Source organism: Allobosea sp., from assembly GCF_048595345.1.
Taxonomy (GTDB): Bacteria; Pseudomonadota; Alphaproteobacteria; order Rhizobiales; family Beijerinckiaceae; genus Allobosea.
Genome location: NZ_JBMDWH010000017.1, coordinates 17495 through 41905, shown reverse-complemented (window position 1 = coordinate 41905; position 24411 = coordinate 17495). Strand labels below are relative to the sequence as shown.

General features: G+C 68.1%; 26 protein-coding genes. 8 read left to right on the top strand and 18 right to left on the bottom strand.

Annotated features, from left to right (window positions below; translation table 11 throughout):
* Positions 1 to 177 precede the first annotated feature (177 nt).
* Together ACOJTB_RS02480 and epmA are read right to left on the bottom strand one after the other, a co-directional pair.
* Positions 178 to 1284 carry a lysine-2,3-aminomutase-like protein gene (locus tag ACOJTB_RS02480; protein WP_420100932.1) on the bottom strand — a complete coding sequence of 369 codons (1107 nt, stop codon included), beginning with the start codon at positions 1282 to 1284 and terminating at the stop codon, positions 178 to 180.
* Positions 1281 to 2354, bottom strand: coding sequence for an EF-P lysine aminoacylase EpmA (gene epmA / locus ACOJTB_RS02475; protein WP_420100931.1), 1074 nt, complete (start codon positions 2352 to 2354; stop codon positions 1281 to 1283). Before epmA ends, ACOJTB_RS02480 begins: the two co-directional genes overlap by 4 nt.
* A 168-nt stretch (positions 2355 to 2522) precedes the next feature.
* Between epmA and efp the strand changes: the two genes are divergently transcribed.
* Complete coding sequence (gene efp, locus ACOJTB_RS02470; protein ID WP_420100930.1) at positions 2523 to 3092, top strand: elongation factor P; 570 nt, start codon at positions 2523 to 2525, stop codon at positions 3090 to 3092.
* 92 nt (positions 3093 to 3184) lie between these two features.
* Positions 3185 to 3703, top strand: coding sequence for a DUF1993 domain-containing protein (locus ACOJTB_RS02465; protein ID WP_420100929.1), 519 nt, complete (start codon positions 3185 to 3187; stop codon positions 3701 to 3703).
* Between the two features lie 203 nt (positions 3704 to 3906).
* Here ACOJTB_RS02465 and ACOJTB_RS02460 read toward each other — a convergent pair whose 3' ends face one another.
* Both ACOJTB_RS02460 and ACOJTB_RS02455 read right to left on the bottom strand, forming a co-directional pair.
* Positions 3907 to 4434, bottom strand: a complete 528-nt coding sequence (locus tag ACOJTB_RS02460; RefSeq protein ID WP_420100928.1) for a rhodanese-like domain-containing protein — start codon at positions 4432 to 4434, stop codon at positions 3907 to 3909.
* On the bottom strand, positions 4431 to 4763 hold the full coding sequence (locus ACOJTB_RS02455) for an ArsR/SmtB family transcription factor (RefSeq protein ID WP_420100927.1): 333 nt from the start codon (positions 4761 to 4763) through the stop codon (positions 4431 to 4433). The genes ACOJTB_RS02460 and ACOJTB_RS02455 overlap by 4 nt, the downstream gene beginning before the upstream one ends.
* A 46-nt stretch (positions 4764 to 4809) precedes the next feature.
* Here ACOJTB_RS02455 and ACOJTB_RS02450 point away from each other — a divergent pair, with 46 nt between their 5' ends.
* On the top strand, positions 4810 to 5163 hold the full coding sequence (locus tag ACOJTB_RS02450; RefSeq protein WP_420100926.1) for a carboxymuconolactone decarboxylase family protein: 354 nt from the start codon (positions 4810 to 4812) through the stop codon (positions 5161 to 5163).
* Positions 5164 to 5172: 9 nt separating this feature from the next.
* On the opposite strand, the gene ACOJTB_RS02445 is transcribed toward ACOJTB_RS02450, so the two are convergent.
* The 5 genes from ACOJTB_RS02445 to hpf form a co-directional block, all read right to left on the bottom strand.
* Positions 5173 to 5829, bottom strand: a complete 657-nt coding sequence (locus ACOJTB_RS02445; protein WP_420100925.1) for an MBL fold metallo-hydrolase — start codon at positions 5827 to 5829, stop codon at positions 5173 to 5175.
* Between the two features lie 134 nt (positions 5830 to 5963).
* The gene (locus tag ACOJTB_RS02440) at positions 5964 to 6287 is read right to left on the bottom strand and encodes a hypothetical protein (RefSeq protein ID WP_420100924.1); all 324 of its coding nucleotides are present in this window, start codon (positions 6285 to 6287) and stop codon (positions 5964 to 5966) included.
* Positions 6284 to 7900, bottom strand: coding sequence for a fumarate hydratase (locus ACOJTB_RS02435; protein ID WP_420100923.1), 1617 nt, complete (start codon positions 7898 to 7900; stop codon positions 6284 to 6286). The genes ACOJTB_RS02440 and ACOJTB_RS02435 overlap by 4 nt, the downstream gene beginning before the upstream one ends.
* 159 nt (positions 7901 to 8059) lie before the next feature.
* A complete protein-coding gene (gene ptsN, locus ACOJTB_RS02430) occupies positions 8060 to 8521 on the bottom strand; it encodes a PTS IIA-like nitrogen regulatory protein PtsN (RefSeq protein WP_420100922.1) in 462 nt (153 codons plus the stop codon).
* A gap of 80 nt (positions 8522 to 8601) precedes the next feature.
* Positions 8602 to 9186, bottom strand: a complete 585-nt coding sequence (gene hpf / locus ACOJTB_RS02425) for a ribosome hibernation-promoting factor, HPF/YfiA family (protein ID WP_420100921.1) — start codon at positions 9184 to 9186, stop codon at positions 8602 to 8604.
* A gap of 200 nt (positions 9187 to 9386) precedes the next feature.
* Here hpf and ACOJTB_RS02420 point away from each other — a divergent pair, with 200 nt between their 5' ends.
* Complete coding sequence (locus ACOJTB_RS02420) at positions 9387 to 12689, top strand: autotransporter domain-containing protein (protein WP_420100920.1); 3303 nt, start codon at positions 9387 to 9389, stop codon at positions 12687 to 12689.
* A gap of 96 nt (positions 12690 to 12785) precedes the next feature.
* Here ACOJTB_RS02420 and rpoN read toward each other — a convergent pair whose 3' ends face one another.
* The 5 genes from rpoN to ACOJTB_RS02395 form a co-directional block, all read right to left on the bottom strand.
* On the bottom strand, positions 12786 to 14315 hold the full coding sequence (gene rpoN, locus ACOJTB_RS02415) for an RNA polymerase factor sigma-54 (protein WP_420100919.1): 1530 nt from the start codon (positions 14313 to 14315) through the stop codon (positions 12786 to 12788).
* A 197-nt stretch (positions 14316 to 14512) separates the two neighbouring features.
* Positions 14513 to 15358, bottom strand: coding sequence for an LPS export ABC transporter ATP-binding protein (gene lptB, locus ACOJTB_RS02410; protein ID WP_420100962.1), 846 nt, complete (start codon positions 15356 to 15358; stop codon positions 14513 to 14515).
* Between the two features lie 96 nt (positions 15359 to 15454).
* Positions 15455 to 16156: an LptA/OstA family protein gene (locus ACOJTB_RS02405; RefSeq protein ID WP_420100918.1), complete on the bottom strand. Its 702-nt coding sequence runs from the start codon at positions 16154 to 16156 to the stop codon at positions 15455 to 15457.
* A gap of 1 nt (position 16157) precedes the next feature.
* Positions 16158 to 16940, bottom strand: a complete 783-nt coding sequence (lptC, locus tag ACOJTB_RS02400) for an LPS export ABC transporter periplasmic protein LptC (protein ID WP_420100917.1) — start codon at positions 16938 to 16940, stop codon at positions 16158 to 16160.
* Between the two features lie 109 nt (positions 16941 to 17049).
* Positions 17050 to 17664: a ribonuclease D gene (locus ACOJTB_RS02395; protein WP_420100916.1), complete on the bottom strand. Its 615-nt coding sequence runs from the start codon at positions 17662 to 17664 to the stop codon at positions 17050 to 17052.
* A 225-nt stretch (positions 17665 to 17889) separates the two neighbouring features.
* Here ACOJTB_RS02395 and ACOJTB_RS02390 point away from each other — a divergent pair, with 225 nt between their 5' ends.
* The 3 genes from ACOJTB_RS02390 (at position 17890) to ACOJTB_RS02380 (ending at position 20158) form a co-directional block, all read left to right on the top strand.
* Complete coding sequence (locus ACOJTB_RS02390) at positions 17890 to 18321, top strand: DUF805 domain-containing protein (protein WP_420100915.1); 432 nt, start codon at positions 17890 to 17892, stop codon at positions 18319 to 18321.
* Complete coding sequence (gene dapE / locus ACOJTB_RS02385; protein WP_420100914.1) at positions 18318 to 19517, top strand: succinyl-diaminopimelate desuccinylase; 1200 nt, start codon at positions 18318 to 18320, stop codon at positions 19515 to 19517. Before ACOJTB_RS02390 ends, dapE begins: the two co-directional genes overlap by 4 nt.
* A gap of 62 nt (positions 19518 to 19579) precedes the next feature.
* The gene (locus ACOJTB_RS02380; RefSeq protein WP_420100913.1) at positions 19580 to 20158 is read left to right on the top strand and encodes a hypothetical protein; all 579 of its coding nucleotides are present in this window, start codon (positions 19580 to 19582) and stop codon (positions 20156 to 20158) included.
* A gap of 7 nt (positions 20159 to 20165) precedes the next feature.
* On the opposite strand, the gene truA is transcribed toward ACOJTB_RS02380, so the two are convergent.
* From truA to def, 3 genes are all read right to left on the bottom strand, one after another.
* Positions 20166 to 20906 carry a tRNA pseudouridine(38-40) synthase TruA gene (gene truA, locus ACOJTB_RS02375; RefSeq protein ID WP_420100912.1) on the bottom strand — a complete coding sequence of 247 codons (741 nt, stop codon included), beginning with the start codon at positions 20904 to 20906 and terminating at the stop codon, positions 20166 to 20168.
* On the bottom strand, positions 20906 to 21835 hold the full coding sequence (fmt, locus tag ACOJTB_RS02370; protein ID WP_420100911.1) for a methionyl-tRNA formyltransferase: 930 nt from the start codon (positions 21833 to 21835) through the stop codon (positions 20906 to 20908). Before fmt ends, truA begins: the two co-directional genes overlap by 1 nt.
* Positions 21836 to 21955: 120 nt before the next feature.
* On the bottom strand, positions 21956 to 22489 hold the full coding sequence (gene def, locus ACOJTB_RS02365; RefSeq protein WP_420100910.1) for a peptide deformylase: 534 nt from the start codon (positions 22487 to 22489) through the stop codon (positions 21956 to 21958).
* Between the two features lie 112 nt (positions 22490 to 22601).
* Here def and ACOJTB_RS02360 point away from each other — a divergent pair, with 112 nt between their 5' ends.
* Positions 22602 to 23780: a DNA recombination protein RmuC gene (locus ACOJTB_RS02360; protein WP_420100909.1), complete on the top strand. Its 1179-nt coding sequence runs from the start codon at positions 22602 to 22604 to the stop codon at positions 23778 to 23780.
* Between the two features lie 93 nt (positions 23781 to 23873).
* On the opposite strand, the gene ACOJTB_RS02355 is transcribed toward ACOJTB_RS02360, so the two are convergent.
* Positions 23874 to 24389, bottom strand: a complete 516-nt coding sequence (locus tag ACOJTB_RS02355) for an OsmC family protein (protein WP_420100908.1) — start codon at positions 24387 to 24389, stop codon at positions 23874 to 23876.
* Between the last annotated feature and the right edge of the window lie 22 nt (positions 24390 to 24411).

Below are 24411 nucleotides of genomic sequence, written 5' to 3'. Positions count from 1 at the left end.
ACGGCCGGCGGCCTTCAAGCGCGCGGGTAAAGCCATGGGCCTGACCTTGTGGCAGATGAAAAATGGCGCGCCCGAGGGTGCGGCACCGGTTCGATAATCAGATTTACGTAGAAATTCCAAGGATGGCTGCGACCGAGCCCTGCCGACGGCCGGCCGGGCGCAGAATGGCGAGGCGCCTCATGGCGGCGGATAGGCATGGCGCCGGCCGTGCCTGTCTTCCACCTGCGCCTCCACGCCGGGCGTCGCCGCGGCGTTGAGGAAGGACGGGCCGACCGGGATCTTTCCCGCGCCACCGGGGATGTCGAGGATATAGGTCGGCTGGCACAGGCCGGAGAGGTTTCCGCGCAATTGCCGCACCAGCGCCTGGCCTTCTTCGAGTGTCAGGCGGAAATGGGACGTGCCGGGCGCCAGATCGGGATGGTGCAGGTAATAGGGCTTCACCCGGTTTTCGACGAAGGCGCGCATCAGCGCCGATAGCGTCTCGACATCGGCATTGACACCCTTCAGCAGCACCGACTGGCTGAGCAGGACATGGCCGGCATCGGCGAGGCGGGCGATCGCGGCGCGGGCGGCCGGCGTGAATTCGCGCGGATGATTGGCGTGGATGGCGACATAGCTCGCCTTTCCGGGAACCTTCAGCGCCCTGGCGTACTCGGCGGTGATCCGCGCCGGATCGATCACCGGCACGCGGCTGTGCCAGCGCACGATCCTGATATGCGGGATCGCGGCGAGACGCTTGGCCACCTCGCGCAGGCGCCGCGCGGAGAGGATGAGCGGATCGCCGCCGGTCATCACGACCTCCCAGATCTGCGGCTGCGCGGCGAGATAGGCGAAGGCGGCGTCCAGCTTGTCGCCGGTCAGCGCATCGCCCCCGGGGCCGACCATTTCGCGGCGGAAGCAGAAGCGGCAATAGACCGGGCAGGCATGGACGAGCTTGAGCAGCGCGCGGTCCGGATAGCGATGCACCACGCCCTCGACCGGCGAATGGGCCCCGTCGCCGATCGGATCGGCGAGCTCCTGCGGCAGCGTCGTCAGCTCCGCCGCATCGGGAATGAACTGCCGCGCGATCGGATCGGCCGGATCGGCCGGATCAATCAGAGCCGCCATGGCGGGCGTCACCGAGACGGCATAGCGCGCCGCGACGGCCTCCAGAGCGTCCCGATCGGCGGCCCCGATGAAGCCGGCCTGTCGCAGCGCCTCGATACTGCGCAACGGCGCCGCGTGGGCCGTTCCTTCCTGCCCTTCTGCCTGAAGCCGCTTCACAGAGGTGGAGAGGGTCGTCATGCCCCTCCCCCGCCCGGCGGTGCGACCGGCGTCCAGAGCACGTCCTCGATGCGGCGCGCGCCGGTGCAGAGCATCACCAGACGGTCGAAGCCGAGGGCGATGCCGGACGCGGTCGGCATGCTCTCCAGCGCGGCTAGAAAATCCTCGTCGATCGGGTATCGCTCGCCATAGATGCGCTCCTTTTCGGCCATGTCGGCTTCGAAGCGCCGCCGCTGCTCGGCCGGATCGGTGAGTTCGCCGAAGGCATTGGCAAGCTCGACGCCGCAGGCATAAAGCTCGAAGCGCTCGGCCACGCGCGGATCGCCGGGCTTCGGGCGCGCAAGGGCAGCCTCGCTGATGGGATATTCGCACAGGATCGTCGCATGGCCGCGGCCGAGATGCGGTTCGATCCGCTCCGACAGAACGCGGCTGAAGATGTCGGACCAGCTGTCGTCGGGCACGACGCGAAGGCCGGCCTCGAGGGCATCGGCGGCCAGGGCGCCGCGGTCGACCTCGCCATCGGCGGTCACGGTGCGCAGCAGATCGATGCCGGCATGGCGGGCGAACGCCTCCTGCAGCGTCAGCCGCTCGGGCTCGGCGGCCGGATCGACCTCGGTGCCGCGCCAGCGCAGCACGGATGTGCCGGCGGCGGCGGCGGCCTCCGCGAGCAGCGCAGCGCAGTCCCGCATCAGCACCTCGTAATCCTCGCCGACGCGATACCATTCCAGCATCGTGAATTCGGGATGGTGCAGGGCGGTGCGCTCGCGATTGCGGAAGACGCGGGCGAAATCGAAGATGCGCTTCTCGCCCGCCGCCAGCAGCTTCTTGGCGGCGAATTCCGGCGAGGTGTGGAGATAATAGGGGTGTGGCCGGGCGGCATCGTCGACGAGGGTGGTGCCGAAGCCGTGAAGATGCGTCTCGTTTCCGGGAGAGACCTGCAGGATCGCGGCCTCGACCTCGGTGAAATCCCGCGCCTCGAACCAGCGCCGCAACGCGGCCTTGATCCGCCCGCGCGCCAGCAGGGCCGGGCGCCGGTTGGCGTGGATATCGGGCCGCCAGAAAGGCGGCGGGGATGGGGGCGTCGAATCCACGTCTGGAAACCGTCGTGAAGCTTTCGTTTCGCGCGCAAATGCGGTAGTGGCGCGGCGAAGGACTTCGCATAGAGCATTGCGCGGAAAAGCGAGAGCGCGTTTTTCGCCGGCGCCCTGCTCGGCCAATCAGGAATCGCGCGGAAGCCGCGCACCAGAAGGACATCTCACGTGGTCAAGGTCATCGCCTCCTCCGTCCGCAAGGGCAATGTTCTCGAGCTGGACGGGCATCTTTGCACCGTGATCTCGGCCGAGAGCTTCTTCCCCGGCAAGGGCACCCCGACGACGCAGATCGACATGCGCCGCATCTCGGACGGCACCAAGATGACCCAGCGCTACAAGACGACCGAGCAGGTCGAGCGCGCTTATGTCGAGGACCGCGATTTCACCTATCTCTATCAGGATGGCGAGCAATACGTCTTCATGAACCCGGAGACCTACGACCAGATCCATGTCGACAAGGACGTGGTCGGCGATGCGGCGCCCTATCTCCAGGAGAACATGAAGGTCTCGCTCTCGGTGTTCGAGGACAAGGCCGTCGCGATCGAATTGCCCCAGCGCGCGGTGCTCGAAGTCGTCGAGACCGAGCCGGTGACCAAGGGCCAGACGGCGTCCTCCTCCTACAAGCCCGCGATCCTCTCCAACGGCGTGCGCAGCGCGGTTCCCCCGCATATCGGCGTCGGCACCCGCATCGTCGTGATGACGGCGGACGGCTCCTATGTCGAGCGCGCGAAGGACTGACCCTCCCGCGAGGCAGGGGACAGCGCGGCGTTCTGCGCTACAGTGATGCGAGCGGGCCCTTTTCCGGGCCCGCTTTCGTTTGGAGAACCCGCATGCCGCTTACCGTCCAGGCCGCCATCCTGTCCGGCTTCGTGCAGACGCTTCGCGCGCTCGATGCCATTCTCGACAAGGCCGTCGAACAGGCCGATATCCGCAAGATCCAGCCTGATGTGCTGCTGAACGCGAGACTTGCGCCCGATATGCTGGCCTTCACCCGCCAGATCCAGCTCTGCTGCGACTTCGCCAAGAACGCGGTGGCGCGGCTTTCGGGTGGCGAGAATCCGCGCTTTCCGGACGAGGAGACGAGCTTTCTCGAGCTCAAGGAGCGCATCGCCAGGACTCTCGCGTTTCTCGAAGCGGCGAATGGCGCGGCGCTCGATGCCGGGCTTGCCCGCGACGTGACCTTCCCGCGCGGCCCTTCCGCGACCGTGACGATGACGGGCGAGGCCTATCTGACCCGCTTCGCCCTGCCGAACTTCTATTTCCACGCCACGACGGCCTATGCGATCCTGCGCGAGAACGGCTTCCAGATCGGCAAGCAGGACTTCCTCAGGGGCGTTTTCGACGCCTGAGGAAGGGGCTCCCTCGAAAATTGCGCGGCGGCCTTGAAAGCGCCGCATGGCCCTCCCATATCGGGATCACGACGATGTCGAGGGCGGCCTGACCGTTCTCCATCTCGTTGTAGACGGCCATGGGTCGAACGTTGACGCCGGATGTACGCGCACCGTTCCACTGCATGGCCGTTGGCGTTTCTGGGCGCTTGGCGCCCCTCCCCTCAGGACGCGGCGGCGGGTCGGTTCCACGGCATGCGGGCGAGCAGCATCGCGAGCCCGCACCAGCCGGTAAGACCCGCGATGGCGAGCATCGCCCCCATCAACCCGGCGATGGCGAAGCCGGGGGTCCAGCCGGCGAAGCCCAGCGCGACCAGCAAAGCGACGGCCGCGCCGACGATCATCTGCACCTGCCGGAAGATCGAGACCCCTGCAGATGCGGCGCCGATCACGGGCAGCCCGGCCTGACGCCAGGCCGCCAGCCCGCCCGCGAGATTGGCGACATCGGTCCGCCCTGATGCCACGGCCACGGCACAGGCGCTTTCGCCGCGAGCCCCGCGCTCGCACTGAAAGATGATCCCCCTCTCCGCCGGCAGGCGAGCCAGCACCTGCGGAAGTTGCGACAGCGGGACCGACATCGCCTCGGCGATGTGGCCCGCAGCGAACTCCGCAGGCTCCCGAACATCGAGCAGGATCGCATCGCCTGTGCCGATCGCGGCGGCGGCCTCCTGCGGCGTCACCTTGCGGATCATGCTTCGTCCCCCTGACAGAAATGAGCGTAAAGCACCGCCATCAGCTCGAGCACGGCCGGGTGGGCGATGGCGTAATGCAGGTTGCGGTGCTCGCGCCGCGCGTCGACGATCCCCTCCGCCTTCAGCTTGGCGAGGTGCTGGGACATCGAGGTCGGCGCGATGCCGGTCTGCGCAATGAGCTCGCCGACCGTCTTTTCGCCCTGTGCCAGCGCACAGAGCACCAGGAGGCGATGCGGGCTGGCGAGCCCCTTGAGAAACTCGGCGACACCCTCGGCCTTCTCGCTCATCGAGCCCAAAGCCACGGTTTCGGAGGCATCTTGATAATTCATATTTTTATGATATTAGAAAAAGGTGAACTGTCAACAGGAGGCCGACATGGCCAAGGATTATCGCAACCTGACGCAGGACATCTCAGCCTATATGCGCGAGCTCAGGACCCTCCAGCCGGACGCGATGAAGGGCTTCGGCGCCCTCGCCCAGGCGGCGGGCGCGGAAGGAGCCCTGGACAAGAAGACGAAGGAATTTCTCGCGCTCGCGATCGGCATCACGCAGCGCTGCGACGGCTGCATCGGCTTCCATGCCAAGGCGCTGGTCGAGCTGGGCGCGACCCGGCAGGAGGTGGCCGAGGTCGCGGCGATGTCGGTCTATATGGGCGGCGGGCCGGCGCTGATGTATGCGACCGACGCGCTCAGGGCCTATGACCAGTTCGCCGCGCCGGCTGCGGCCTGACTCGGCGCGTCAACCCTGCAGATAGGGGTTGTTGGCACGCTCCTCGCCGAGCGTGCTCGCCGGGCCGTGCCCCGGGAGGAACTGGACGTCGTCGCCCAGCGGCAGAAGCTTGGTCCTGATCCCGGAGATCAGCGTGGTGTGGTCGCCATAGGGGAAATCGGTGCGTCCCACCGAGCCCGCGAAGACGGTGTCGCCCGCCAGCAGAAAGCGCAGATCCTTCTGAAAAAAGGTGACATGGCCGGGCGAATGGCCCGGCACATGTGCCACCGCGAAGGTGAGATCGCCGAGCGAGACGGTGTCCCCGTCCTTCAGCCAGCGCGTCGGCGTCACCGCCCGCATGTCACGGATGTCGAAGCGCAGTCCGGAGGTCGGCAGATCGTCCAGCAGGAACTTGTCCCCCTCATGCGGCCCGATGATCGGGATCGAAAGCGCTTCGGCCAGTTCCGTGGCGCCGCCGGCATGGTCGAGGTGCCCGTGGGTGAGCCAGATCGCGACGGGTGTGACGCCGGTTTCCTTCAACGCGGACTGGATCATCGCGACATCGCCGCCCGGATCGACGATCGCCGCCTGCTTCGTCTTCGTCTCCCAGAGAATGGAGCAGTTCTGCTGGAACGGCGTCACGGGGATGACGGCGATCTGGAGCGGCGGCTGCGGCTGGTCGGTCATGGGGCCCTTCGACAATCCAAGTGCCGCTCCCGCGTCATTGCGAGCGCAGCGAAGCAATCCAGAAAGACAAGCGCGCGTTCAACCCAGTCTCTGGATTGCTCCGTCGCTTCGCTTCTCGCCGTGACGGTGCAAGCTCACCGCCCGCCACAGCGATTGGCGATGAGGGCGCGGTAGTCCCTGAGGTCGGAATCCATTTCGGCGACGTTGCGCTCGCGCTCGGCGCCGCTCTGGCAGGTGGCGAAGACGGCGCGGGATTTCTGCAGATAGCCGACATGCTCGCGATAGGCGCGGCACTGCGTCGCCTGATCGGCGGTGGCGACGGCGGCGAGGCGCGTCTGCTGCTGGCGCAGGCCCGCCTCGTTCTGAAAGAGATCGCGCGAGCACGTCGCCGGGCGCGCGCTCTGGGCGACGGCAGGCCCGGCCAGCAGCAGCGCCGCGAGGGCGAGAGCCGACCTCATCCGAGGTTGAGCTCCTTGAAGAAGTCGTTGCCCTTGTCGTCGATGACGATGAAGGCGGGGAAATCCTCGACCTCGATGCGCCACACGGCCTCCATGCCGAGTTCCGGATACTCCAGAACCTCCACCTTGCGGATGCAGTCCTGGGCCAGGCGCGCGGCCGGGCCGCCGATCGAGCCGAGATAGAAGCCGCCATGGGCCTTGCAGGCCTCGCGAACCGCCGCCGAGCGGTTGCCCTTGGCGAGCATCACCATCGAGCCGCCGAAGGACTGGAACTGGTCGACGAAGGAATCCATGCGGCCGGCCGTGGTGGGGCCGAAGGAGCCGGAGGCGAAGCCCTCCGGCGTCTTGGCCGGGCCGGCGTAATAGACCGGATGGTTCTTGAAATAATCGGGCATGCCCTGCCCGCTTTCCAGCCGCTCGCGGATCTTGGCATGGGCGGCGTCGCGGGCGACGATGATCGTGCCGGTCAGTGAAAGCCGCGTCTTGACCGGATATTGCGTCAGCGTCGCGAGGATCTCGCTCATCGGCCGGTTGAGATCGACCTTCACGACGTCTCCGCCGAGCGAGGCGTCCTCGACCTCCGGCAGGTATTTCGACGGATCGGTCTCCAGCGCCTCCAGGAAGATGCCGTCCCTGGTGATCTTGCCCTTGGCCTGGCGGTCGGCCGAGCAGGAGACGCCGAGGCCGATCGGCAGCGAGGCGCCGTGGCGCGGCAGGCGGATGACCCGCACGTCATGGCAGAAATACTTGCCGCCGAATTGGGCGCCGACGCCGAGCGACTGTGTGAGCTTGTGGACCTCCGCTTCCATCTCGAGATCGCGGAAGGCGTGGCCCGAGGGCGAGCCCTGGGTCGGCAGCGCGTCGAGATAGCGCGTCGAGGCGAGCTTCACCGTCTTCAGGTTCTGCTCGGCGGAGGTGCCGCCGATGACGATGGCGAGGTGATAGGGCGGGCAGGCCGCCGTGCCGAGCGTCAGGATCTTCTCCTTGAGGAAAGCGATCATGCGCTCCTTCGTCAGCAGCGAGGGCGTCGCCTGGAAGAGGAAGGTCTTGTTGGCCGAGCCGCCGCCCTTGGCGACGAAGAGGAATTTATAGGCGTCCTCGCCCTCGGCATAGATATCGATCTGCGCCGGCAGGTTCGTCGCGGTGTTCTTCTCCTCGAACATGGAGAGCGGCGCGACCTGGGAATAGCGCAGATTGCGCTTGAGATAGGCGTCGTAGACACCCTCGCCCAGCGCCTGCTCGTCCTGTCCATCCGTCCAGACCTTGCGGCCCTTCTTGCCCATGATGATGGCGGTGCCGGTATCCTGGCACATGGGCAGCACGCCGCCGGCGGCGATGTTGGCGTTCTTCAGGAGATCGTAGGCCACGAACTTGTCGTTCGAGGTGGCCTCGGCATCGTCCAGGATCTTGGCGAGCTGGGCGAGATGGCCGGGCCGCAGCAGATGGTTGATGTCGATGAAGGCCTGCTCGGAGAGCTTCCGAATGGCCTCGCGCGACACGCTGAGCACCTCGCGATCGCCGATCCGTTCGACGCTGACGCCTTCGCTGCCGAGCGAGCGGTAGGGAGTGGTATCCTCGCCGAGCGGGAAGAGATCGACATGCGTGTAGGCCATGGCCAGCGGCTCCGAGCAAAGCGCGCCGCAGCGTCATGCGTCGTGCGGCACCGTCAGGCGCGGGTCATAGCCCCTCGCGGGCGCGGGTCCAAGCAGTCTTTAGAAGATCCAATTCGCAAAGACGCCGTGCCGCGGCCGGCGGCCGCTTGCGCCGGTCGCTCAGGCGGCCTGCGCGGCCGATTCGGACAACAGGGCGAAAATCGCCTGCGGATCGCGGATCCGGCGCACCTGCTCCAGGACGGTCTGGTTGCGCAGCACGCGCGCGACCCGGGCCAGAGCCTTGAGATGGTCGGCGCCTGCGCCTTCCGGAGCGATGAGGACGAAGACGATGTCGACGGGCTGCCCGTCCAGCGCCTCGAAATCGATCGGGCGATCGAGGCGGGCGAACAGCCCGACGAGGCGGTTGATCCCCGCCATGCGGCCATGGGGAATGGCGATGCCGTCACCGATGCCGGTGGAGCCGAGGCGCTCGCGCTGGAGCAGCGCCTCGTAGAGCTCCCGCTCGGGAAGCCCGGTCAGGCCCGCCGCGTGCTGAGCCAGCTCCTGCAGCGCCTGCTTCTTGCTGTTGGCCCTGAGCGGCGCGATCACCGCTTCGGGGCTCAGGAGATCGGTCAGCGTCATTCGCCAGTCCATGCACGTCCCATGCCGGAGCAGCGCCGGCACGGGACAGGAGCGTTCTACCGGCCGCAACTACACCGGTTTCAGGACAGCGATGCCGGCGGGTCGATCCAGCCGATATTGCCGTCGCGGCGGCGATATACGACGTTCATGCGGTCATTGCCAGCATGGCGGAAGACAATCACCGGCGCGCCGGTTATGTCGAGCTCGGCGACCGCGTCCCCGACCGTCATGCGATGGAGGGATTTCGTGCTTTCCGCCACGATCACCGGATTATCGGCGTCGGAACCGGCCTCGATCTCCTCGATCTCGTCGTCCGGGGCCGCGATCACATAGCTGGGGATTTCGATTCCGGCATCGCGTCCCTGGCCCGCCGAGCGGTCCTTCAAACGGCGCTTGTAGCGGCGGAGGCGCTTTTCGATGCGCTCCGCCATCTTGTCCAGGCTGGCATAGGCATCGTGCGCGGTGGCCGAGGCCTCCAGGGTGATGCCCGACGACAGGTGCAGCACCGTATCGGTGCGGAAAGCGGAACCGTCCTTGTCGACCGTGACGTGCCCCTGATAGCCGCCCTCGTAATATTTGGAGACGGCTGCGGCGACCCGTGTCTCGGCCTGTCCCCGCAGGGCTTCGCCGACATCGAGATTCTTGCCGGAGATACGCAAGCTCATGGAGTGCTTCCCCTTTCAGTCATGGCCAGTGAGCGGCCATCAATGAGGAGGTAAGAACTGCGAGTCGGCTCTGTCAATGCGCCGGCGCAAGAAGCACGGCGAAGCGTCACAGGGCGAGGAAGGCGCGGATCGTCATCGGTCTGTCATATGAGGCCCCCTTTAAAGCATGCCTCAATTTCGACTCAAAACAGGATTGTGCCGTGTCGCCTCTGCTTCGCCCCGCCCATCGGGCCGCGCTCGCCTCGGTGGGCCTCGCCGCCCTGGTGGCCGCCTCGCTGACGGTCCGCGAGGCGAAGGCCCAGAGCTTCACGATCGCTCCCGGCCAGACGGTGACCACGCAGCGCACGCTGAGCGGCACGAACACCGGAACCATCGCGAATACAGGAACCCTCAGCGTCGGCGGGAACACCGTTTCCCTGCTCATCAACGGACCGGCAACCGGCGTCACGCTCAACAATGACGGCACGCTGACGCAAACCGGCACGGGCCGGGCCATCGACATCAGCGGCGGCAGCACGACGCGCAGCTTCACCATCACCAACAGCGCGACTGGCATCATCCGCTCGACGGCCAACGACACCGTCCGCGTCAACACCGCGGTCACCGGCAGCACGATCACCATCGACAATTCCGGCCTGATCCAGTCGGGCGGCACCGGTTATGCCGGGCTCGGCCAGGCGCTCGACCTGCGGGCCATCACCGCCACGAGCGGCAACACCGTCAGCATCCTCAACCGCGCCGGCGGCATCATCGAGGCGCTGACGGACGATGCGGTGCGGCCCGGCCAGAACGTGTCCATCCAGAACTGGGGCACGATCCGCAGCTTCGGCGCCAATACCTCCGGCGGCAGCAACGGCACGGCGGACGGCATCGACGCAGGCGGGCGCACGGGCATCACCGTCACCAACAATGCGGGCGCGCTGATCTCCGGCGCGCGCCACGGCATCACCGCCGACACCGACATCACCGTCACCAATTTCGGCACCATCACCGGCCGCAACGGCTCCGGCGTCGGCTCGGACGGCAATGGCACCGTCACCAATTACGGCACGATCACCGGCGCTTATGCGGGCGCCGGCAACATCTTCAACTCGGACGGCACGGCCTCGCTCAACGGCGACGGCGACGGCGTCGATATCGACCTCATCGGAACCGTGCGCAATTTCGGCATCATCCAGGGCATCGGGGCCGGCGGCGTCGATTCGGGCGGACGCCCGAACGGCTCGGAAGGCATCGCGATGGGCGGCGGCACCATCGAGAACAATGCCGGGGCCCTGATCTCGGGCGCGGCGCGCGGCATCCTGATCGACGACGGGGCGCTCGGCCCGGGCGTGGCCGCGACCACCATCACCAATGCCGGCACCATCCAGGGCCTGGGCGGCGCAGCCATCGGCATGGTCGGCAACTACGCCAACAGCATCACCAACAGCGGCACCATCAGCGGCGCCGGCACCGAAGCCGCGATCTTCATCAACGGCAACGGCAACAACAGCATCGTCAACAGCGGCACCATCAGCACCAGCGGCAGCGCGCAGGCGCTGTTCCTGAACGGCAGCGGCAACAACAGCCTGACCAATAGTGGCACGATCGCGACCAGCGGCCCCGGCGTCGCCGTGCAGTTTGGAGACGGCAACAATACGGTCACCAGCTCGGGCAGCATCAACGCGGGAAGCGCCTCAGGCACCGCGCTGCGCTTCGGCAACGGCAACAACAGCCTGACCATCCAGGGCGGCAGCATCCTCGGCGATGTCGTTGCCGGCAGCGGCACCAACGCCCTCACCTTCGCGCTGGGCAGCGGCAACTTCGTCCTCGGCGGCAGCTATTCCGGCTTCACGACGGCGGTGGTGCAGTCGGGCCGGTTGTCGGTCAATGGCAGCCTGCAGGCCGTCAACGGGCTCACGGTCGCCTCGGGAGCCACGCTGGGCGGCACCGGCAGCGTGCCTTCCACGACGGTGTTCGGCACGATCGCGCCCGGCAACTCGATCGGCACGCTGACGGTCAACGGCAATCTGACGCTGGCGAATTCATCCACCACCGTCATCGAGGTGCAGGGCGCCAGCAGCGACCGCATCGTCGTCAACGGCACGGCGACGCTCGGCGGCAGCCTGAAGATGGTTTCTCTCGGCTCCGGCCCCGTTTTCGCGACGCCCTATCAGATCGTCTCCGCGAGCAATGGCATCTCCGGCCGTTTCGCGAGCTTCACCGCCGATAGCGGCTTCGGCATCGCGGTGCTGCCGACGCTGGGCTATAACGCGGGCAATGTCAGCCTGACGCTGGCGCCGGCGCCGCTGGTAGCGTCGCTGTCTGCGGCGACGGCCGGAGCAGCGCCTGTGCTGGGCGCGGCGGCCAGCCGCAATGTCGCGGCGGTCGGCCTGGCGCTCGACCGCGCCGCCGCCTCGGGCGCGAATGTCTCGCCGCTCTATCCCGTCTACGCCTCCGCCAATCGCGCCGATCTGGTGGCGGCTCTCTCCAGCCTCTCGGGCGAGGTCCATGCCTCGGCCCCGGCGCTCGGCTACCGGCTGTCCGACAGCTTCCTCAAGATGATGCTCGATCCCACCGCCGCCGGCCGCAGCGGCGCGCTCATCGGCGGCGGGGCGAGCGACTTCACCGCCGACCTGCCCGCCGGCAAGAGCCGCACGCCGAGCGCCGCCCCGATCGTTCGGGTTGAGCCCAATTACAATGCCTGGGCCGCTGTCTCGGCCCAAAGCGGGCGCGTCGACGGCCAGGCGCTGCGCCTGGGCACCGCCGATACCCGCCTGACCGACGGCTCGGTGGCGGCCGGTGTCGATCTGCGGCTGATGCCGGGCAGCTTCGCCGGCTTTGCCCTCTCGGGCGGCCGCGCAGAGAGCAAGCTCTCGGGCGGCCGCGGCTCGGCCGATGGCGACGTGTTCCAGGCCGGTCTCTACGGCACCACGCGGCTCGGGCCCGTCGATCTCTCGGGCGCGCTGTCCTATGGCTCTCTCTGGGTCGAGACGCGGCGCGCCATTCCCGTGCTGGGGCAGAGCGCCAGCGCCGACTACCGCGCCGATGTGTTCGCCGGGCGCCTGCAGGCGAGCTATGCGCTGGTCTCGGGCGCGGGCTACGCCCTCTCGCCCTATGCCGCCCTGCAGGCCCAGAGCATGCGGATGCCCGGCTTCCGCGAAGTCGGGGGCACCGGCAGCCTGACCGGCTTCGGCCGCGACGCCACGGCGCTGCGTTCCGAACTCGGCCTCAAGGGGCAGGTGGCGACGCAACTCGGCGGGCGGGCCCTGACCCTGTTCGGCGAGGTCGCTTGGGCCCATGACTTCCGGCGCGACCTGACCTTTTCCGGCGCGCTCACGGCGATCCCCGCCGCCAGCTTCACGGTCGCCGGCGCGCGGCGCGAGCGCGATGCGGCGTTGGTCGGTGCCGGCTTCGATTACCGCCTCGCTCCGAACGTGACGCTGGGCGGCCGGCTGGACGGCAGCCTTGCCGCCGACAGCCGCAGCTTCGGAGGCACCGCCTCGCTCAAGGTCAGCTTCTGAGCAGCGCCGCAAACGACCGGCGCCCCGCTGGCGCCGGTCGATCCTCCAGCACGGTCTCAGAGCGCCGTGATCGCGTCCGTTGGGACGCGCGATGGTCTAACGCCCGGCATGGGCCATCGCGACCTTTTCGCGACGGCGCTCCATCGAGGAGGGGATGCGCAGGGATTCGCGGTATTTCGCGACGGTGCGGCGGGCGATGTCGATGCCTCCGGCCTTCAGCTTCGCCACGATCGCGTCGTCGGACAGCACATCCGCCGGGCTTTCCTCGTCGATCATCTGCTTGATGCGGAAGCGCACCGCCTCGGCCGAGTGGGCCTCGCCATAGCCGGTGGCGGCGATGGCGGCCGAGAAGAAGTACTTCATCTCGAAGACGCCGCGCGAGCAGGTCAGATATTTGTTCGAGGTGACGCGCGAGACGGTCGATTCATGCATGCCGATCGCGTCGGCGACGGTCTTCAGATTGAGCGGACGCAGATGCTCGATGCCATGGGCGAAAAAGCCGTCCTGCTGGCGCACGATCTCGCTGGCGACCTTCAGGATCGTCCGTGCCCGCTGCTCGAGCGAACGGGTCAGCCAATTGGCGGTCTGCAGGCATTCGGCGATGAAGCTCTTCTCCTCGTCGCTGCGGGCGACCTTGGAGACGCGGGCGTGATAGGTCTGGTTCACCAGCAGCCGCGGCAGCGTGTCCGGGTTGAGATCGACGAGCCAGGAGCCGTCCGGCGCGGCACGGATGAAGACGTCCGGCACCACCGTCTCGGCGGCCGAGCCTCCGAAGGCGCGGCCGGGCTTGGGATCGAGCCGGCGCAACTCGGCGACCATGTCGGCGACATCCTCGTCATCGACGCCGCAGAGGCGCTTCAGCGCTGCGAAATCGCGCTTGGCGACGAGCGGCAGATTGGCGACGAGGGTCTGCATCGCCGGGTCGAACCGGTCGCGCTCGCGCAGCTGGATCGCCAGGCATTCAGCGACGTTGCGCGCCGCCACGCCGCAGGGATCGAATCCCTGCACCACCGCCAGCACGGTCTCGACGCGGGCGACCGGCACACCCAGGCGCAACGCGATCTCGGCGAGAGGCTCCGCCAGGTAGCCGGAATCGTCGACGGCATCGACGAGATGGCGTCCGATCATACGGTCGGCCGGATCGGTGACGGCGAGGTCGAGCTGGGCCAGCAGATGGTCGTGCAGCGACAGCTCGGTCGCGAGGTTGCTCTCATACCCGTCCGGCCCCTCGTCGAAGGAGCCGCCGGAAGCGCCATAGCTGCCGCCGGTGATGGGCAGGCTGTCGGGGCCGGCGGCCTCCGCCCGCGCGGGCACCGGCTGCTCGGCGGGAAACACGTTGTCGAGCCCGGTGCCGAGACGGGTTTCCATCCCGTCCTGGGTATTCAGGCTTTCGGCGCGGGCGAAGCTCTCCGCATCGGCCGCGAGCGGACCGGCCGGCGCATCGCCGGCGAAGGGGCCCTCGCCCGCCTCGTCGCGCTCCAGCAGCGGATTGCGTTCCAGCTCACCCTCGACGAAGCTCTGAAGTTCCAGATGCGAGAGCTGGAGCAGCTTGATCGCCTGCAGCAATTGCGGCGTCATCACCAGGGATTGCCCCTGGCGCAGCTCCATGCGTGGCATAATCGCCATGCGGCTCAGGCCCTCCAGCGAGCGGGCCGCGGCGGCACGCTTCTTGCTTATCGGGCGACTCTAGCCTTCGATCCGCCCCGCGTCAAAGGGGCAGCAAGACGATCCATGCGCTCAGGTTAACGCAGGGCGAACCCATCTCGCAACCGCGAGATGACGGGAGCTGGGACATGACCAGGGCTGCGGTGCACGCGGCCCGGTCAGAGACGGAAATCTTCGCCGAGATAGACCCGCCGCACATCGGGGTTGGCGATGATCTCGGCCGGGGAGCCCTCGGTCAGCACGCGGCCCGAATGGATGATGTAGGCGCGGTCGACGAGCCCCAGGGTCTCGCGGACATTGTGGTCGGTGATCAGCACGCCGATGCCGCGATCGGTCAACTGACGCACCAGCGCCTGAATGTCCCCGACGGCGATGGGATCGATGCCGGCGAAGGGCTCGTCCAGCAGGATGAAGGAGGGCTTGCCGGCCAGCGCGCGGGCGATCTCGCAGCGGCGGCGCTCGCCGCCGGACAGGGCGATGGACGGGGCCTTGCGCAGTCGCGCGATGCTGAACTCTTCCAGCAGCTGGTCGAGCTGGCGCTCGCGCGCCTTGCTGTCGGGCTCCACCACCTCCAGCACCGCGCGGATGTTGTTTTCGACCGAGAGGCCGCGGAAAATCGAGGCCTCCTGCGGCAGATAGCCGATGCCGAGGCGCGCCCGCTGATACATCGGCAGCGGCGTGATGTCGTTGCCTTCGAGCGAGATGACGCCGAGATCGGCCGCGACCAGCCCGGTGATCATGTAGAAGATCGTCGTCTTGCCGGCGCCGTTGGGACCCAGCAGGCCGACCGCCTCGCCCTGCCGCAGATGCAGGCTGGCATCCGACACGACCGTGCGCCCGCCATAGCTCTTGCGCAGCCCCGAAACGGCGAGGATGCCCGGCCCGCCGATGGCGGCCGCGATGGCGCGCGGATCGCCAGGGCGCGCCTTGGCGCCGCCGCCGAAGACGGAGCCCAGGCGCGACAGCAAGCCCGGCGCCGCCGGGCTGCGGGCGCGCGTTTTCAGCGCGGCATCGGCGGCTGCGGGCCGAGGGCGAGCGGGAGGCGTCGGGCGAGAAGGCGGCTGGGGAACGGTCACGTCGATCCGGCTTGCGAGAAGCTATCAGTTGGTCGCGGGCTTGGCGCCGGCGGCGGGGCGGCCGGTCTTGGCGTCCGCCTTGTTGGGATCGGCCGCGTTGGGCACGAAGAAGCCCTGGACGCGCCCGCCCTTGCTGCCGGGATCGACATTCGCCACGCCGGTCACGGTGTCGTAGACGAGCCTCTCGCCCCGGGTGATGTTCGGCCCGTCATTGAGGGCCACATTGCCGGTCATGATGACCTTGTTGTTGGCGCGATCGAATTCGGCATTGTCGGAGGTGGCGGCCTGCGTCTTCGAGACGACCGTCACCGGCCCGCGACAGAGGATGCGCTTGATCGAGGAATCGTTGCTGTTCGGCGCTCCGCCGGCAGCAGCGGGTGTCGCGGCGGCGCCCGACTTGCCACCTGCAGCGCCCTGCCCGCCCCTGCCCTCGTAGAGCACGGTCATCACGGTGCAGCGCACGGTGGTTTCACCCTGGACGGCGACGACATTGCCGGTGAAGACCGCCTTGTTTTCCTTGTCGAGCACGTCGAGCTTGTCGGCGTCGATCTTGATCGGCTCCTTGCTGTCGCCGCCGAGGCCGCCGAGGCCAGAGGAAGCGCCTGCCGCCTTCTGCCGGCCCTGGGCGAGAGCGGCATCGGACGCGACGAGCGGCAGCAGCAGACCGGCGGCCAGCAGAGCCGCGGCACAGCGGCGGACGGTCGATATCGGCACGGGCTTGCTCATCTCAAGGCCTCTTCTCGTTGCCGGGCTGCCCGTCGGAGCCAGCCGGTGCGTTCCGGTTCGCGTTCAGCAGTTCCGGCATCGGCGTGCTGCCTTCGCGCTCGGGCCCGGCGAGCGTGCCGGCGGGAGCGTTCTTGATCAACACCCTGACACGCCCCTCGAACACGATGAGTTCACCGTTGTTCTTCACGTCGAGGGAGTTCGCGTCAACCGTCGTCTGATCCATATGGACGGTGACGGGCTCCTTCGAGACCACGGTGCCGCCCTTGAAGTCCACATCGGCGGTGCGCATGCTCATGTCATGGCCGCTTTCGGTGCGGATCTTCACATCGTCGACCAGCTTGAGCCTTTCCTTGGCGGTGTCGAAGAGGCCGGTCTTCGCATTCACCGTCACCCAGCCCTCGCGCTCCATCTGGATCCGCGCGGTGAGCCTCTGCAGCTCGATCTGCGTCGGATTCCTGATCTCCTGAAAGGCGTTCTCGGCGGTGACCTGGTAAGGCTTGTTGTCCTTGCGGTAGCCGGAGAGCTTGGGCGTCTCCATCCGCACCTTGCCGCCGGTAATGCCGACCGCGCCGATCGAGACATTCGCCAGCCGGCCGCCCAGCGGGTTGAGGAACGGCACGACGATCAGACCGCACACGGCGAGGATCGCCGCGGCCGGGATGACGCGGCGCAGCACCTTCACCACGCGGGTGTGGCGCCTCGCGGCCGCGAAGGCCTGCTGGCGCCGCCGCAGATGCGCCGCGAGGTCGGACGCCGGGTCTGAATAGGTCGTCGCCAATGTCATCCCCGCGCCATCGCAGCCGCTCACGGCTTTTTTTTGTTCCCGTGCGAAGACGCATCGCCCCGCGCACCAGCGACCGGGTGCAGATTGGGGCGAACTACCTTCGATTTCGTCAAGTGTGAGCGAAGATATCCGTCTCCGGCCAGCCGGCAAGGTCGAGCTCGGCACGGGTGGGCAGAAAATCGAAACACGCTTTCGCGAGGTGGCCGCGGCCTTCGCGCGCCAGCGACGCCTCGAGCTTCTGATGCAGCGCGTGCAGATGCAGCACGTCCGAGGCCGCATAGGCCAGCTGCGCGTCGCTCAGCGTCTCCGCCCCCCAATCGGAGGATTGCTGCTGCTTGGACAGCTCGATGCCGAGCAGTTCGCGCACGAGATCCTTGAGGCCGTGCCGGTCGGTATAGGTGCGGGTCAGCTTCGAGGCGATCTTGGTGCAGTAGATCGGCGTCGTCACCACGCCGAAGGCATGCCGCAGCACGGCGATGTCGAAGCGGGCGAAGTGGAAGAGCTTCAGCACCGCCGGATCCTGCAGCAGGCGGATCAGATTCTCCGGCCGCGGGCCGTCCTTGACGATCTGCACGATGTCGGCGCTGCCGTCGCCGCGCGAAAGCTGCACCACGCAGAGCCGGTCGCGATGCGGATTGAGGCCGAGGGTCTCGGTGTCGATCGCGACGCTGCTGCCGGCATGATAGCCGTCCGGCAGATCGCCGCGGTGGAAACGGATGGTCATGTTCGAAACCCCATGCCGGCCGTCATGCCGGCCGGCTTCTGCAACGTACCGCGATGGGAAGGCCGGGCCGGAGCCGGCCCGCCTCCGGCAGCTAACGGACGGGCCGGCGCTCTTCAAGCGGTTTCGCAACGCGGCCAAGCGGTTGGCGATCACGTTAACCTTTTATTCACCATAAGCTTCAACCATTCGTTAGGACATGCGACAAGGGCAGCATCGGAGGCTCCCATGTCCCTGTTCCGCCTGTTCTGCGATTTCGAGGGCCGCATCGGCCTGCGAACCTTCTGGGCTGCGAGCGCTGCCATCGCGCTGACGCTGTTCGCGACCCAGCGCATCGCGCCGCTGCTGCTCACGCCCCAGGAGGCTCGGTTGCTGAGCGCCTTCCTTGGCGCCTTCGCGCTGTTTCCCTGGGCGGCGCTGGCGGCCAAGCGAGCGGTGGATCGCGGCGGCTCGTCGCTGTTCGGGATCCTGCTCGTCTGTGCCATCGTGGTGCCGGACATGCTGCGGCCGCATCTGCCCTTCGGCTGGCGGCCCTCGCTGGAAGCGATCGCGACGATCGCCTGGCTCATCGCTCTCGTCGATCTCGGGCTGATGCCGTCCGCCCAACGCGACGAGCCGGCTCTTGCAGGCCCGGCTGGCGCTGCTAAACCGGCGGAATGACCACCGCTTCCACTCCTCTCCCGCTCGATCCGACCGACCCCGTCGCCCTGACGCAGGCGCTGATCCGCTGCCCCTCGGTAACGCCGAGCGAGGGCGGAGCGCTCGCTCTGCTGGGCGCCCTGCTGGAGCAGGAGGGGTTCGAGGTCCATCGCCCGGTTTTCAGCGAGGCCGGGACGCCGGATGTCGAGAATCTCTATGCCCGCATCGGCGATTCGGCGCCCGTCTTCGTCATCGCGGGCCATAGTGACGTCGTGCCGGTCGGAGACGAGGCGGCGTGGACGCGCCCGCCCTTCGCGGGCACGATCGCGGACGGCATGGTGTATGGCCGGGGCGCCTGCGACATGAAGGGCGGCCTCGCCGGCATGATCGCCGCCGCCATCCGCTACCGCCGCGAGAACCCGCAGGCGCCGGGCTCGATCGCCGTGCTGGTCACCGGCGACGAGGAAGGGCCGGCGGTCAACGGCACGGTGAAGCTGCTGGACTGGGCGAAGACGCGCGGCGAGCGTTTCGACCATTGCCTGCTCGGCGAGCCGACCAATCCCGCCGCGATGAGCGACATGATCAAGATCGGCCGGCGCGGCTCCCTGACTGGCCAGATCGTCGTTCATGGTAAGCAGGGCCATGTCGGTTATCCCCACCTCGCCGAAAACCCGATCCGCGGCATGGTGCGCCTGCTTGCGGCGCTGGATTCCGCCCCTCTGGACCAGGGGACGGCGCACTTCGACGCCAGCAATCTGGAGGTGACGACGCTGGATGTCGGCAACCCCTCCTCCAATGTGGTGCCGTCGCAGGCGAAAGCGGTCTTCAACATCCGCTTCAACGATCGATGGACGCCGCAGACGCTGGCCGCGGAGATCGAGCGGCGGCTGCGGGAAGCGGCCGGCAACGCCGTGCGCTTCGAGGTGAGCTTCCAGCCGACCAATGCCGTGGCCTTCCTGACCGCGCCCGGCCCCTTCGTCGAGATGGTCGCCGAGGCGGTGGCGGCCGAAACCGGCAAGCGCCCTGCCCTCTCGACCACGGGCGGCACCTCCGATGCGCGCTTCATCAAGGATTACTGCCCGGTCGTCGAATATGGCGTGGTCGGCAAGACCATGCATCAGGTCGACGAATGCGTCGCCGTCGCCGATCTGCTGGCTCTGGAGCGCATCACCCACGGGTTGCTGACCCGCTATTTTGCAGTGCAACATCAGACTTGACAGCGCCGAACCGTGAGGCATGATCGCCCTTAGACGAAAGTCTAACGGGAGCGCATGCGGCCATGGGTCTGGCGGCTGACGACATCGCCCGGTCCCTGCGCGGATCCTGGCGCCTGATGAACGACGGCGCCGCGGCGCTACCCGATCTCGACCTCAGTCGGCACGGCTTCTGGCGCTCGTTTCTGGCGCTGGCGCTGATGCTGCCGGCGATGATCGCGCTGCTGGCCGCGACCCGGCTGCAAGCGGGCCTCTCCAACAGTGCCGGCCTTTTCGCTGCTCCCGAACTGGCCGCGACCGTGGCGGGCGCGCTGCTGCTCGCGATCCTGATCGTCCCGGCCTTTCTCGTCGCCCTTCGGCCGGAGCTGGCGCGCGAAGGCCGCTTCACCAGCTTCGTGATCGCGTGGAACTGGGCCGGCATCGTCTCGGCCAGCCTGATGGCCGTGCCGGCGGCGGTGTTCGCGCTGGGCTGGTCGACGCCGGATCTCGCCGCGGTGCAGGCGCTAGCCTTCGGCCTGATCGTGCTGAGGCTGCGCTATGGCGCGGCGCGGGCGACCTTCGGGGATGGCGGCGCGGCCTTGCTGATCGCCCTCTCCAGCCTGCTGCTCGATTATGGCGTGGCGCGGCTGTTCGGCCTCGCCTGAGCCCGTCTCAGTAATCGACGCCGGCGAGATAGAGCCCGCATGAGGGCGCCAATGCCGCGCATTGCGCGCGCTCGCGAGCGGCGAGAATCTGCCCGATCTTCGCCTCCGGCCAGCGACCCATGCCGACCATCTTCAGGCTGCCGACGATCGAGCGGACCTGATGGTGCAGGAAGGAGCGGGCATGGGCATAGACCACCACCTCGGCCCCTTCTCGCACCACGTCGAGCCGGTCCAGCGTGCGCAGCGGGCTGTTGGCCTGGCATTCGGCGGCGCGGAAGGTGGTGAAGTCGTGATGGCCGAGCAGCGCCTTGGCGGAGCGGTCCATCGCCTCGTGATCGAGTTTGACCGGAACATGCCAGACGCGGCCCCGGTCCAGCGCAGGCGGAGCGCGGCGGTCGAGAATGCGGTAGATGTAGTAGCGCCGCCGGGCGGAGATGCGCGCGTCGAACGCATCGGAGACGATTTCGGCGCTCAGCACGCTCACCGGCACCTGCGATTTCAGGCGGGCATTGGCGGCGTCACGCACCACGTCGGTTCGCCATTCCCGCGCCAGATCGACATGGGCGACCTGATGGGTCGCATGGACACCGGCATCGGTGCGCCCAGCGCAATGCAGGCGAACGGCATGGCCGCAGAAGGCCTCGATCGCCTCCTCGACGCTCTGCTGCACCGAAGGGCCGTTGAGCTGGCGCTGCCAGCCGGAAAACGGCGTGCCGTCATATTCGATGACGAGCTTGTAGCGCGGCATCAGAGCCTGTCGCCCGCCCCGAGCCGCGCCCCGCGCAGGAACTCCGCACCGCTCATCGGCGCCTTGCCGGCACGCTGAACCTGCAGCAGCTTCACTGCGCCCTCGGCACAGGCGACGGTGCCATCCTCGTCGAGCAGCGTGCCCGGCTCGGCGGCTCCGCCCGCCAGCGCCGTGCGCAGGATCTTGAGCCGCTCCGGCCCCTTCCCGCGATCGATCTCGGCGAAGGCGCCGGGAAAGGGGGAGAGACCGCGCACCAGATCATGCACCTGCCGGGCCGGCCGGGCCCAGCTCAGCCTGGCTTCGGCATTGGCGATCTTGGCGGCATAGGTGACGCCCTCCTGCGCCTGAGGGGTGAACTGCAGCCCGCCACGGCCGAGCGCCGCGAGCGCGCGGACCATCAGATCGGCGCCTAGAAGGCTGAGCTTGTCGTGCAATTCGCCGGCATTCATGTCGGGCCCGATGGCGAGGCGCTCCACCATGCCGACCGGGCCGGTGTCGAGGCCGGCCTCCATCTTCATGACGCAGACGCCGCTCTCCACGTCCCCCGCCATGATCGCGCGCTGGATCGGCGCGGCGCCGCGCCAGCGCGGCAGCAGCGAGGCATGCAGGTTGAGGCAGCCGAGTTCCGGCAGGTCGAGGATCGCCTGCGGCAGGATCATGCCATAGGCGACGACCACGGCGACATCGGCCTCATGGGCCGCGATGGCCTGCGCCGGTTCCGGCCCCTTCAGGCTCGCAGGGGTGAAGACCGGGATGCCGAAGCGCTCGGCGGCCGCATGAACCGGCGAGGGCTTGAGCGCGAGGCCGCGCCCGGCCTGCGCCGGGGCGCGGGTATAGCAGGCGACGACCTCGTGCCCCTGCCCCACGATCTCGGTGAGAACCGGCACCGCGAAATCGGGCGTGCCCATGAAGATGACGCGCAAGCTCATCGGCTCGATCTGTCTCCGTAACGGCAGTCTTCCCGGCGCCGAGGTCCGGACCGGGGTTGCGGAGCCTTCAGGCTCCCTGGCCGGCCCGGCGCGGAAGGTCGCACGCGGGCCTCGAAGCCTTCAGGCCGCCGAGCGCTTGGCAGCCTTGGCGAATTTCTTGGTGACGCGCTCGCGCTTGAGCCGCGAGAGATGGTCGATGAACAGCACGCCGTCGAGATGGTCGATCTCGTGCTGCAGGCAGGTGGCGAGCAGGCCGTCGGCCTCGATCTCGCGGGTGGCACCGTCCAGATCCATGAACCGGACCTTGATGCGGGCGGGGCGCTCGACCTCCTCGTAATATTCGGGGATCGAGAGGCAGCCTTCCTCGTAGACGTTCAGCTCCTCGGAGGACCAGGTCACCTGCGGGTTGATGAAGACCTGCGGCTCCTTCGGCGCGGGCGGCTCGCCCTCTGGCGCGGGCTTGGACAGGTCGATCGTCACGACGCGGACGGGCTCACCGATCTGGATCGCCGCCAGCCCGATGCCGGGGGCGTCATACATCGTCTCGAACATGTCCTCGACCAGCGTCCGGATCGCGGGCGTGACCGCCTCCACCGGCTTCGAGACGAGGCGCAGCTGGGAATCGGGCAGGATGACGAGCGGGCGAAGGACCATGGGTTTCCGCAGGACAGGAGCTGACAGCCGGCGACATAAGCTTTTGTGGGCGAGCGGTCAAACTGTTCCGCTTTCGTTCGCGTCGCAGCGACAAATCGGCTAGGATGGCGCCATGGACGCGATCGCCTTCACCCTGCTCGGCCATTCGATCACCTGGGCGCAGGCCGCGATCGGCTGCGCCGGGACGGCTCTGCTGCTTCTGGCGGCGACGGCCCGCGCCGTCTGGCGGATTGGGCAGAACCGGGGGCTGGAAGCGGCGGTCGCGGCCGAGCGGGCCCGCGAGATGGACGACAAGGTCTCGGAGATGAACCGGGCCCAGGCGGAGCTTTCGGGCCGGCTGCAATCGATGGCCGAGATCCTGGCCTCCAGGCAGGGCGACCTCGCGCGGCTGATGGCCGAGCGGATGGACGGGCTGCGCCAGCAGGTCGGGGCCGGGCTGGAGCGCAATGTCCAGCAAACCAACGAGAACCTCGGCAAGCTGCAGGAGCGGCTGGCGGTGATCGACGCCGCGCAGAAGAACCTGACCGACCTCACCAGCGAGGTGGTGACGCTGAAGGACGTGCTCGCCAACAAGCAGGCGCGCGGTGCCTATGGGCAGGGCCGTATGGAGGCGATCATCAAGGACGGGCTGCCGGCCGCCTTCTACGTCTTTCAGCCGCAGCTTTCGAACGGGCGCCGGCCGGACTGCCTGATCACCCTGCCGGGCGACGGCCGCGGGCTGGTGATCGACGCCAAATTCCCCCTGGAGAGCTTTTCCCTGCTGCGCGAGGCGCGCGGCGAGGACGCTCGCAAGGCGGCCGCACAGCGGGTGCGCGGCGATGTCGCCGTGCATGTGAAGGACATCGCCGAACGCTATTTCCTGCCGGGGGAGACGCAGGACATCGCGCTGCTGTTCGTGCCCTCCGAGTCGATCCATGCCGATCTGCACGAGCATTTCGACGATGTCGTCCAGCGCGCGCACCGAGCCCGGATCATGATCGTCTCGCCCTCGCTGCTGACCATGGCGATCCAGCTGATGCAGTCGCTGGTACGCGACGCGCGGATGCGCGAGGAAGCGCGGGTGATCCAGACCGAGGTCGGCCGGCTGCTCGACGATGTCCGCCGGCTCGGCGAGCGGGTCGACAAGCTCGACGGGCATTTCCGCCAGGCCCAGGACGATGTGGCGCAGATCAAGACATCGGCTGGCAAGGTCACCAGCCGGGCGGAGCGGATCGCGGCGCTGGAATTCGAGGAGCCGGATCGCGCACCCACCCTGCCCGGCGTGATACCGATGGGGCGGGCCGCGGAGTGAGACCGCCGCAGGAGCGACGCCCTGCAAGCCGTTCCGGCTCCCGGCCCCCCGCATCGTCCGGGCGATGGCGGGGATGGTTGGTGGCCGCGGCGATCAGGCCGGCAGCACGTTCAGCGAGGCCGAGAGCGCCGGCTTCACATTGAGGGTCTGGAACACGACGCAATAGCGCTCCGTCAGCCTCAGCAGCGTGTCGAGCTTCTCCTGCGGCGCATCGGTGTCGACATCGAAATCGAGGCGGATCGCGGAAAAGCCGACGGGAGCGTCCTTCGCCACGCCGAGCGTTCCACGGAAATCCAGCTCGCCCTCGGCCCGCACGGTCGCCGCCCTGAGGTCGATCTCGAGCGCGGTGGCGACGGCCTTCAGCGTCACGCCGGCGCAGGCGACCAGCGCCTCCAGCAGCATGTCCCCCGAACAGAGCTCGGCTCCCGATCCGCCCGTCGCGGGGTGAAGGCCCGCCATCGCGATCGCGCGGCCGGTCTCGACCTTGCAGGCGATATGCGCGTCGTCGAGCGTGCCGCGCGCCTTCAAGGTGACGATGCCCGCCTGCGGATCGGCCCGGTAGGCATCCTTCAGCGGCGCCTGCAGCGCCCGCAAACTGTCGACATCCATGGTCACGCTCCTCGCCCTCGGC

What these genes read in the sequence shown, in the direction of transcription:
- ptsN (WP_420100922.1), bottom strand. Translation starts at nt 8,521, where the DNA reads ATGACGCTGACCGATCTCCTGAGCCCCGAAGCGGTGATCGCGCCGCTC.
- fmt (WP_420100911.1), bottom strand. Translation starts at nt 21,835, where the DNA reads ATGAGCTTGCGCGTCATCTTCATGGGCACGCCCGATTTCGCGGTGCCG.
- ACOJTB_RS02445 (WP_420100925.1), bottom strand. Translation starts at nt 5,829, where the DNA reads ATGACCGACCAGCCGCAGCCGCCGCTCCAGATCGCCGTCATCCCCGTG.
- lptC (WP_420100917.1), bottom strand. Translation starts at nt 16,940, where the DNA reads ATGACATTGGCGACGACCTATTCAGACCCGGCGTCCGACCTCGCGGCG.
- ACOJTB_RS02440 (WP_420100924.1), bottom strand. Translation starts at nt 6,287, where the DNA reads ATGAGGTCGGCTCTCGCCCTCGCGGCGCTGCTGCTGGCCGGGCCTGCC.
- def (WP_420100910.1), bottom strand. Translation starts at nt 22,489, where the DNA reads ATGGTCCTTCGCCCGCTCGTCATCCTGCCCGATTCCCAGCTGCGCCTC.
- ACOJTB_RS02360 (WP_420100909.1), top strand. Translation starts at nt 22,602, where the DNA reads ATGGACGCGATCGCCTTCACCCTGCTCGGCCATTCGATCACCTGGGCG.
- ACOJTB_RS02405 (WP_420100918.1), bottom strand. Translation starts at nt 16,156, where the DNA reads ATGAGCAAGCCCGTGCCGATATCGACCGTCCGCCGCTGTGCCGCGGCT.
- truA (WP_420100912.1), bottom strand. Translation starts at nt 20,906, where the DNA reads ATGCCGCGCTACAAGCTCGTCATCGAATATGACGGCACGCCGTTTTCC.
- ACOJTB_RS02355 (WP_420100908.1), bottom strand. Translation starts at nt 24,389, where the DNA reads ATGGATGTCGACAGTTTGCGGGCGCTGCAGGCGCCGCTGAAGGATGCC.
- ACOJTB_RS02455 (WP_420100927.1), bottom strand. Translation starts at nt 4,763, where the DNA reads ATGAATTATCAAGATGCCTCCGAAACCGTGGCTTTGGGCTCGATGAGC.
- ACOJTB_RS02390 (WP_420100915.1), top strand. Translation starts at nt 17,890, where the DNA reads ATGTCCCTGTTCCGCCTGTTCTGCGATTTCGAGGGCCGCATCGGCCTG.
- ACOJTB_RS02460 (WP_420100928.1), bottom strand. Translation starts at nt 4,434, where the DNA reads ATGATCCGCAAGGTGACGCCGCAGGAGGCCGCCGCCGCGATCGGCACA.
- ACOJTB_RS02435 (WP_420100923.1), bottom strand. Translation starts at nt 7,900, where the DNA reads ATGGCCTACACGCATGTCGATCTCTTCCCGCTCGGCGAGGATACCACT.
- rpoN (WP_420100919.1), bottom strand. Translation starts at nt 14,315, where the DNA reads ATGGCGATTATGCCACGCATGGAGCTGCGCCAGGGGCAATCCCTGGTG.
- ACOJTB_RS02380 (WP_420100913.1), top strand. Translation starts at nt 19,580, where the DNA reads ATGGGTCTGGCGGCTGACGACATCGCCCGGTCCCTGCGCGGATCCTGG.
- ACOJTB_RS02450 (WP_420100926.1), top strand. Translation starts at nt 4,810, where the DNA reads ATGGCCAAGGATTATCGCAACCTGACGCAGGACATCTCAGCCTATATG.
- ACOJTB_RS02395 (WP_420100916.1), bottom strand. Translation starts at nt 17,664, where the DNA reads ATGACCATCCGTTTCCACCGCGGCGATCTGCCGGACGGCTATCATGCC.
- hpf (WP_420100921.1), bottom strand. Translation starts at nt 9,186, where the DNA reads ATGAGCTTGCGTATCTCCGGCAAGAATCTCGATGTCGGCGAAGCCCTG.
- dapE (WP_420100914.1), top strand. Translation starts at nt 18,318, where the DNA reads ATGACCACCGCTTCCACTCCTCTCCCGCTCGATCCGACCGACCCCGTC.
- ACOJTB_RS02480 (WP_420100932.1), bottom strand. Translation starts at nt 1,284, where the DNA reads ATGACGACCCTCTCCACCTCTGTGAAGCGGCTTCAGGCAGAAGGGCAG.
- ACOJTB_RS02465 (WP_420100929.1), top strand. Translation starts at nt 3,185, where the DNA reads ATGCCGCTTACCGTCCAGGCCGCCATCCTGTCCGGCTTCGTGCAGACG.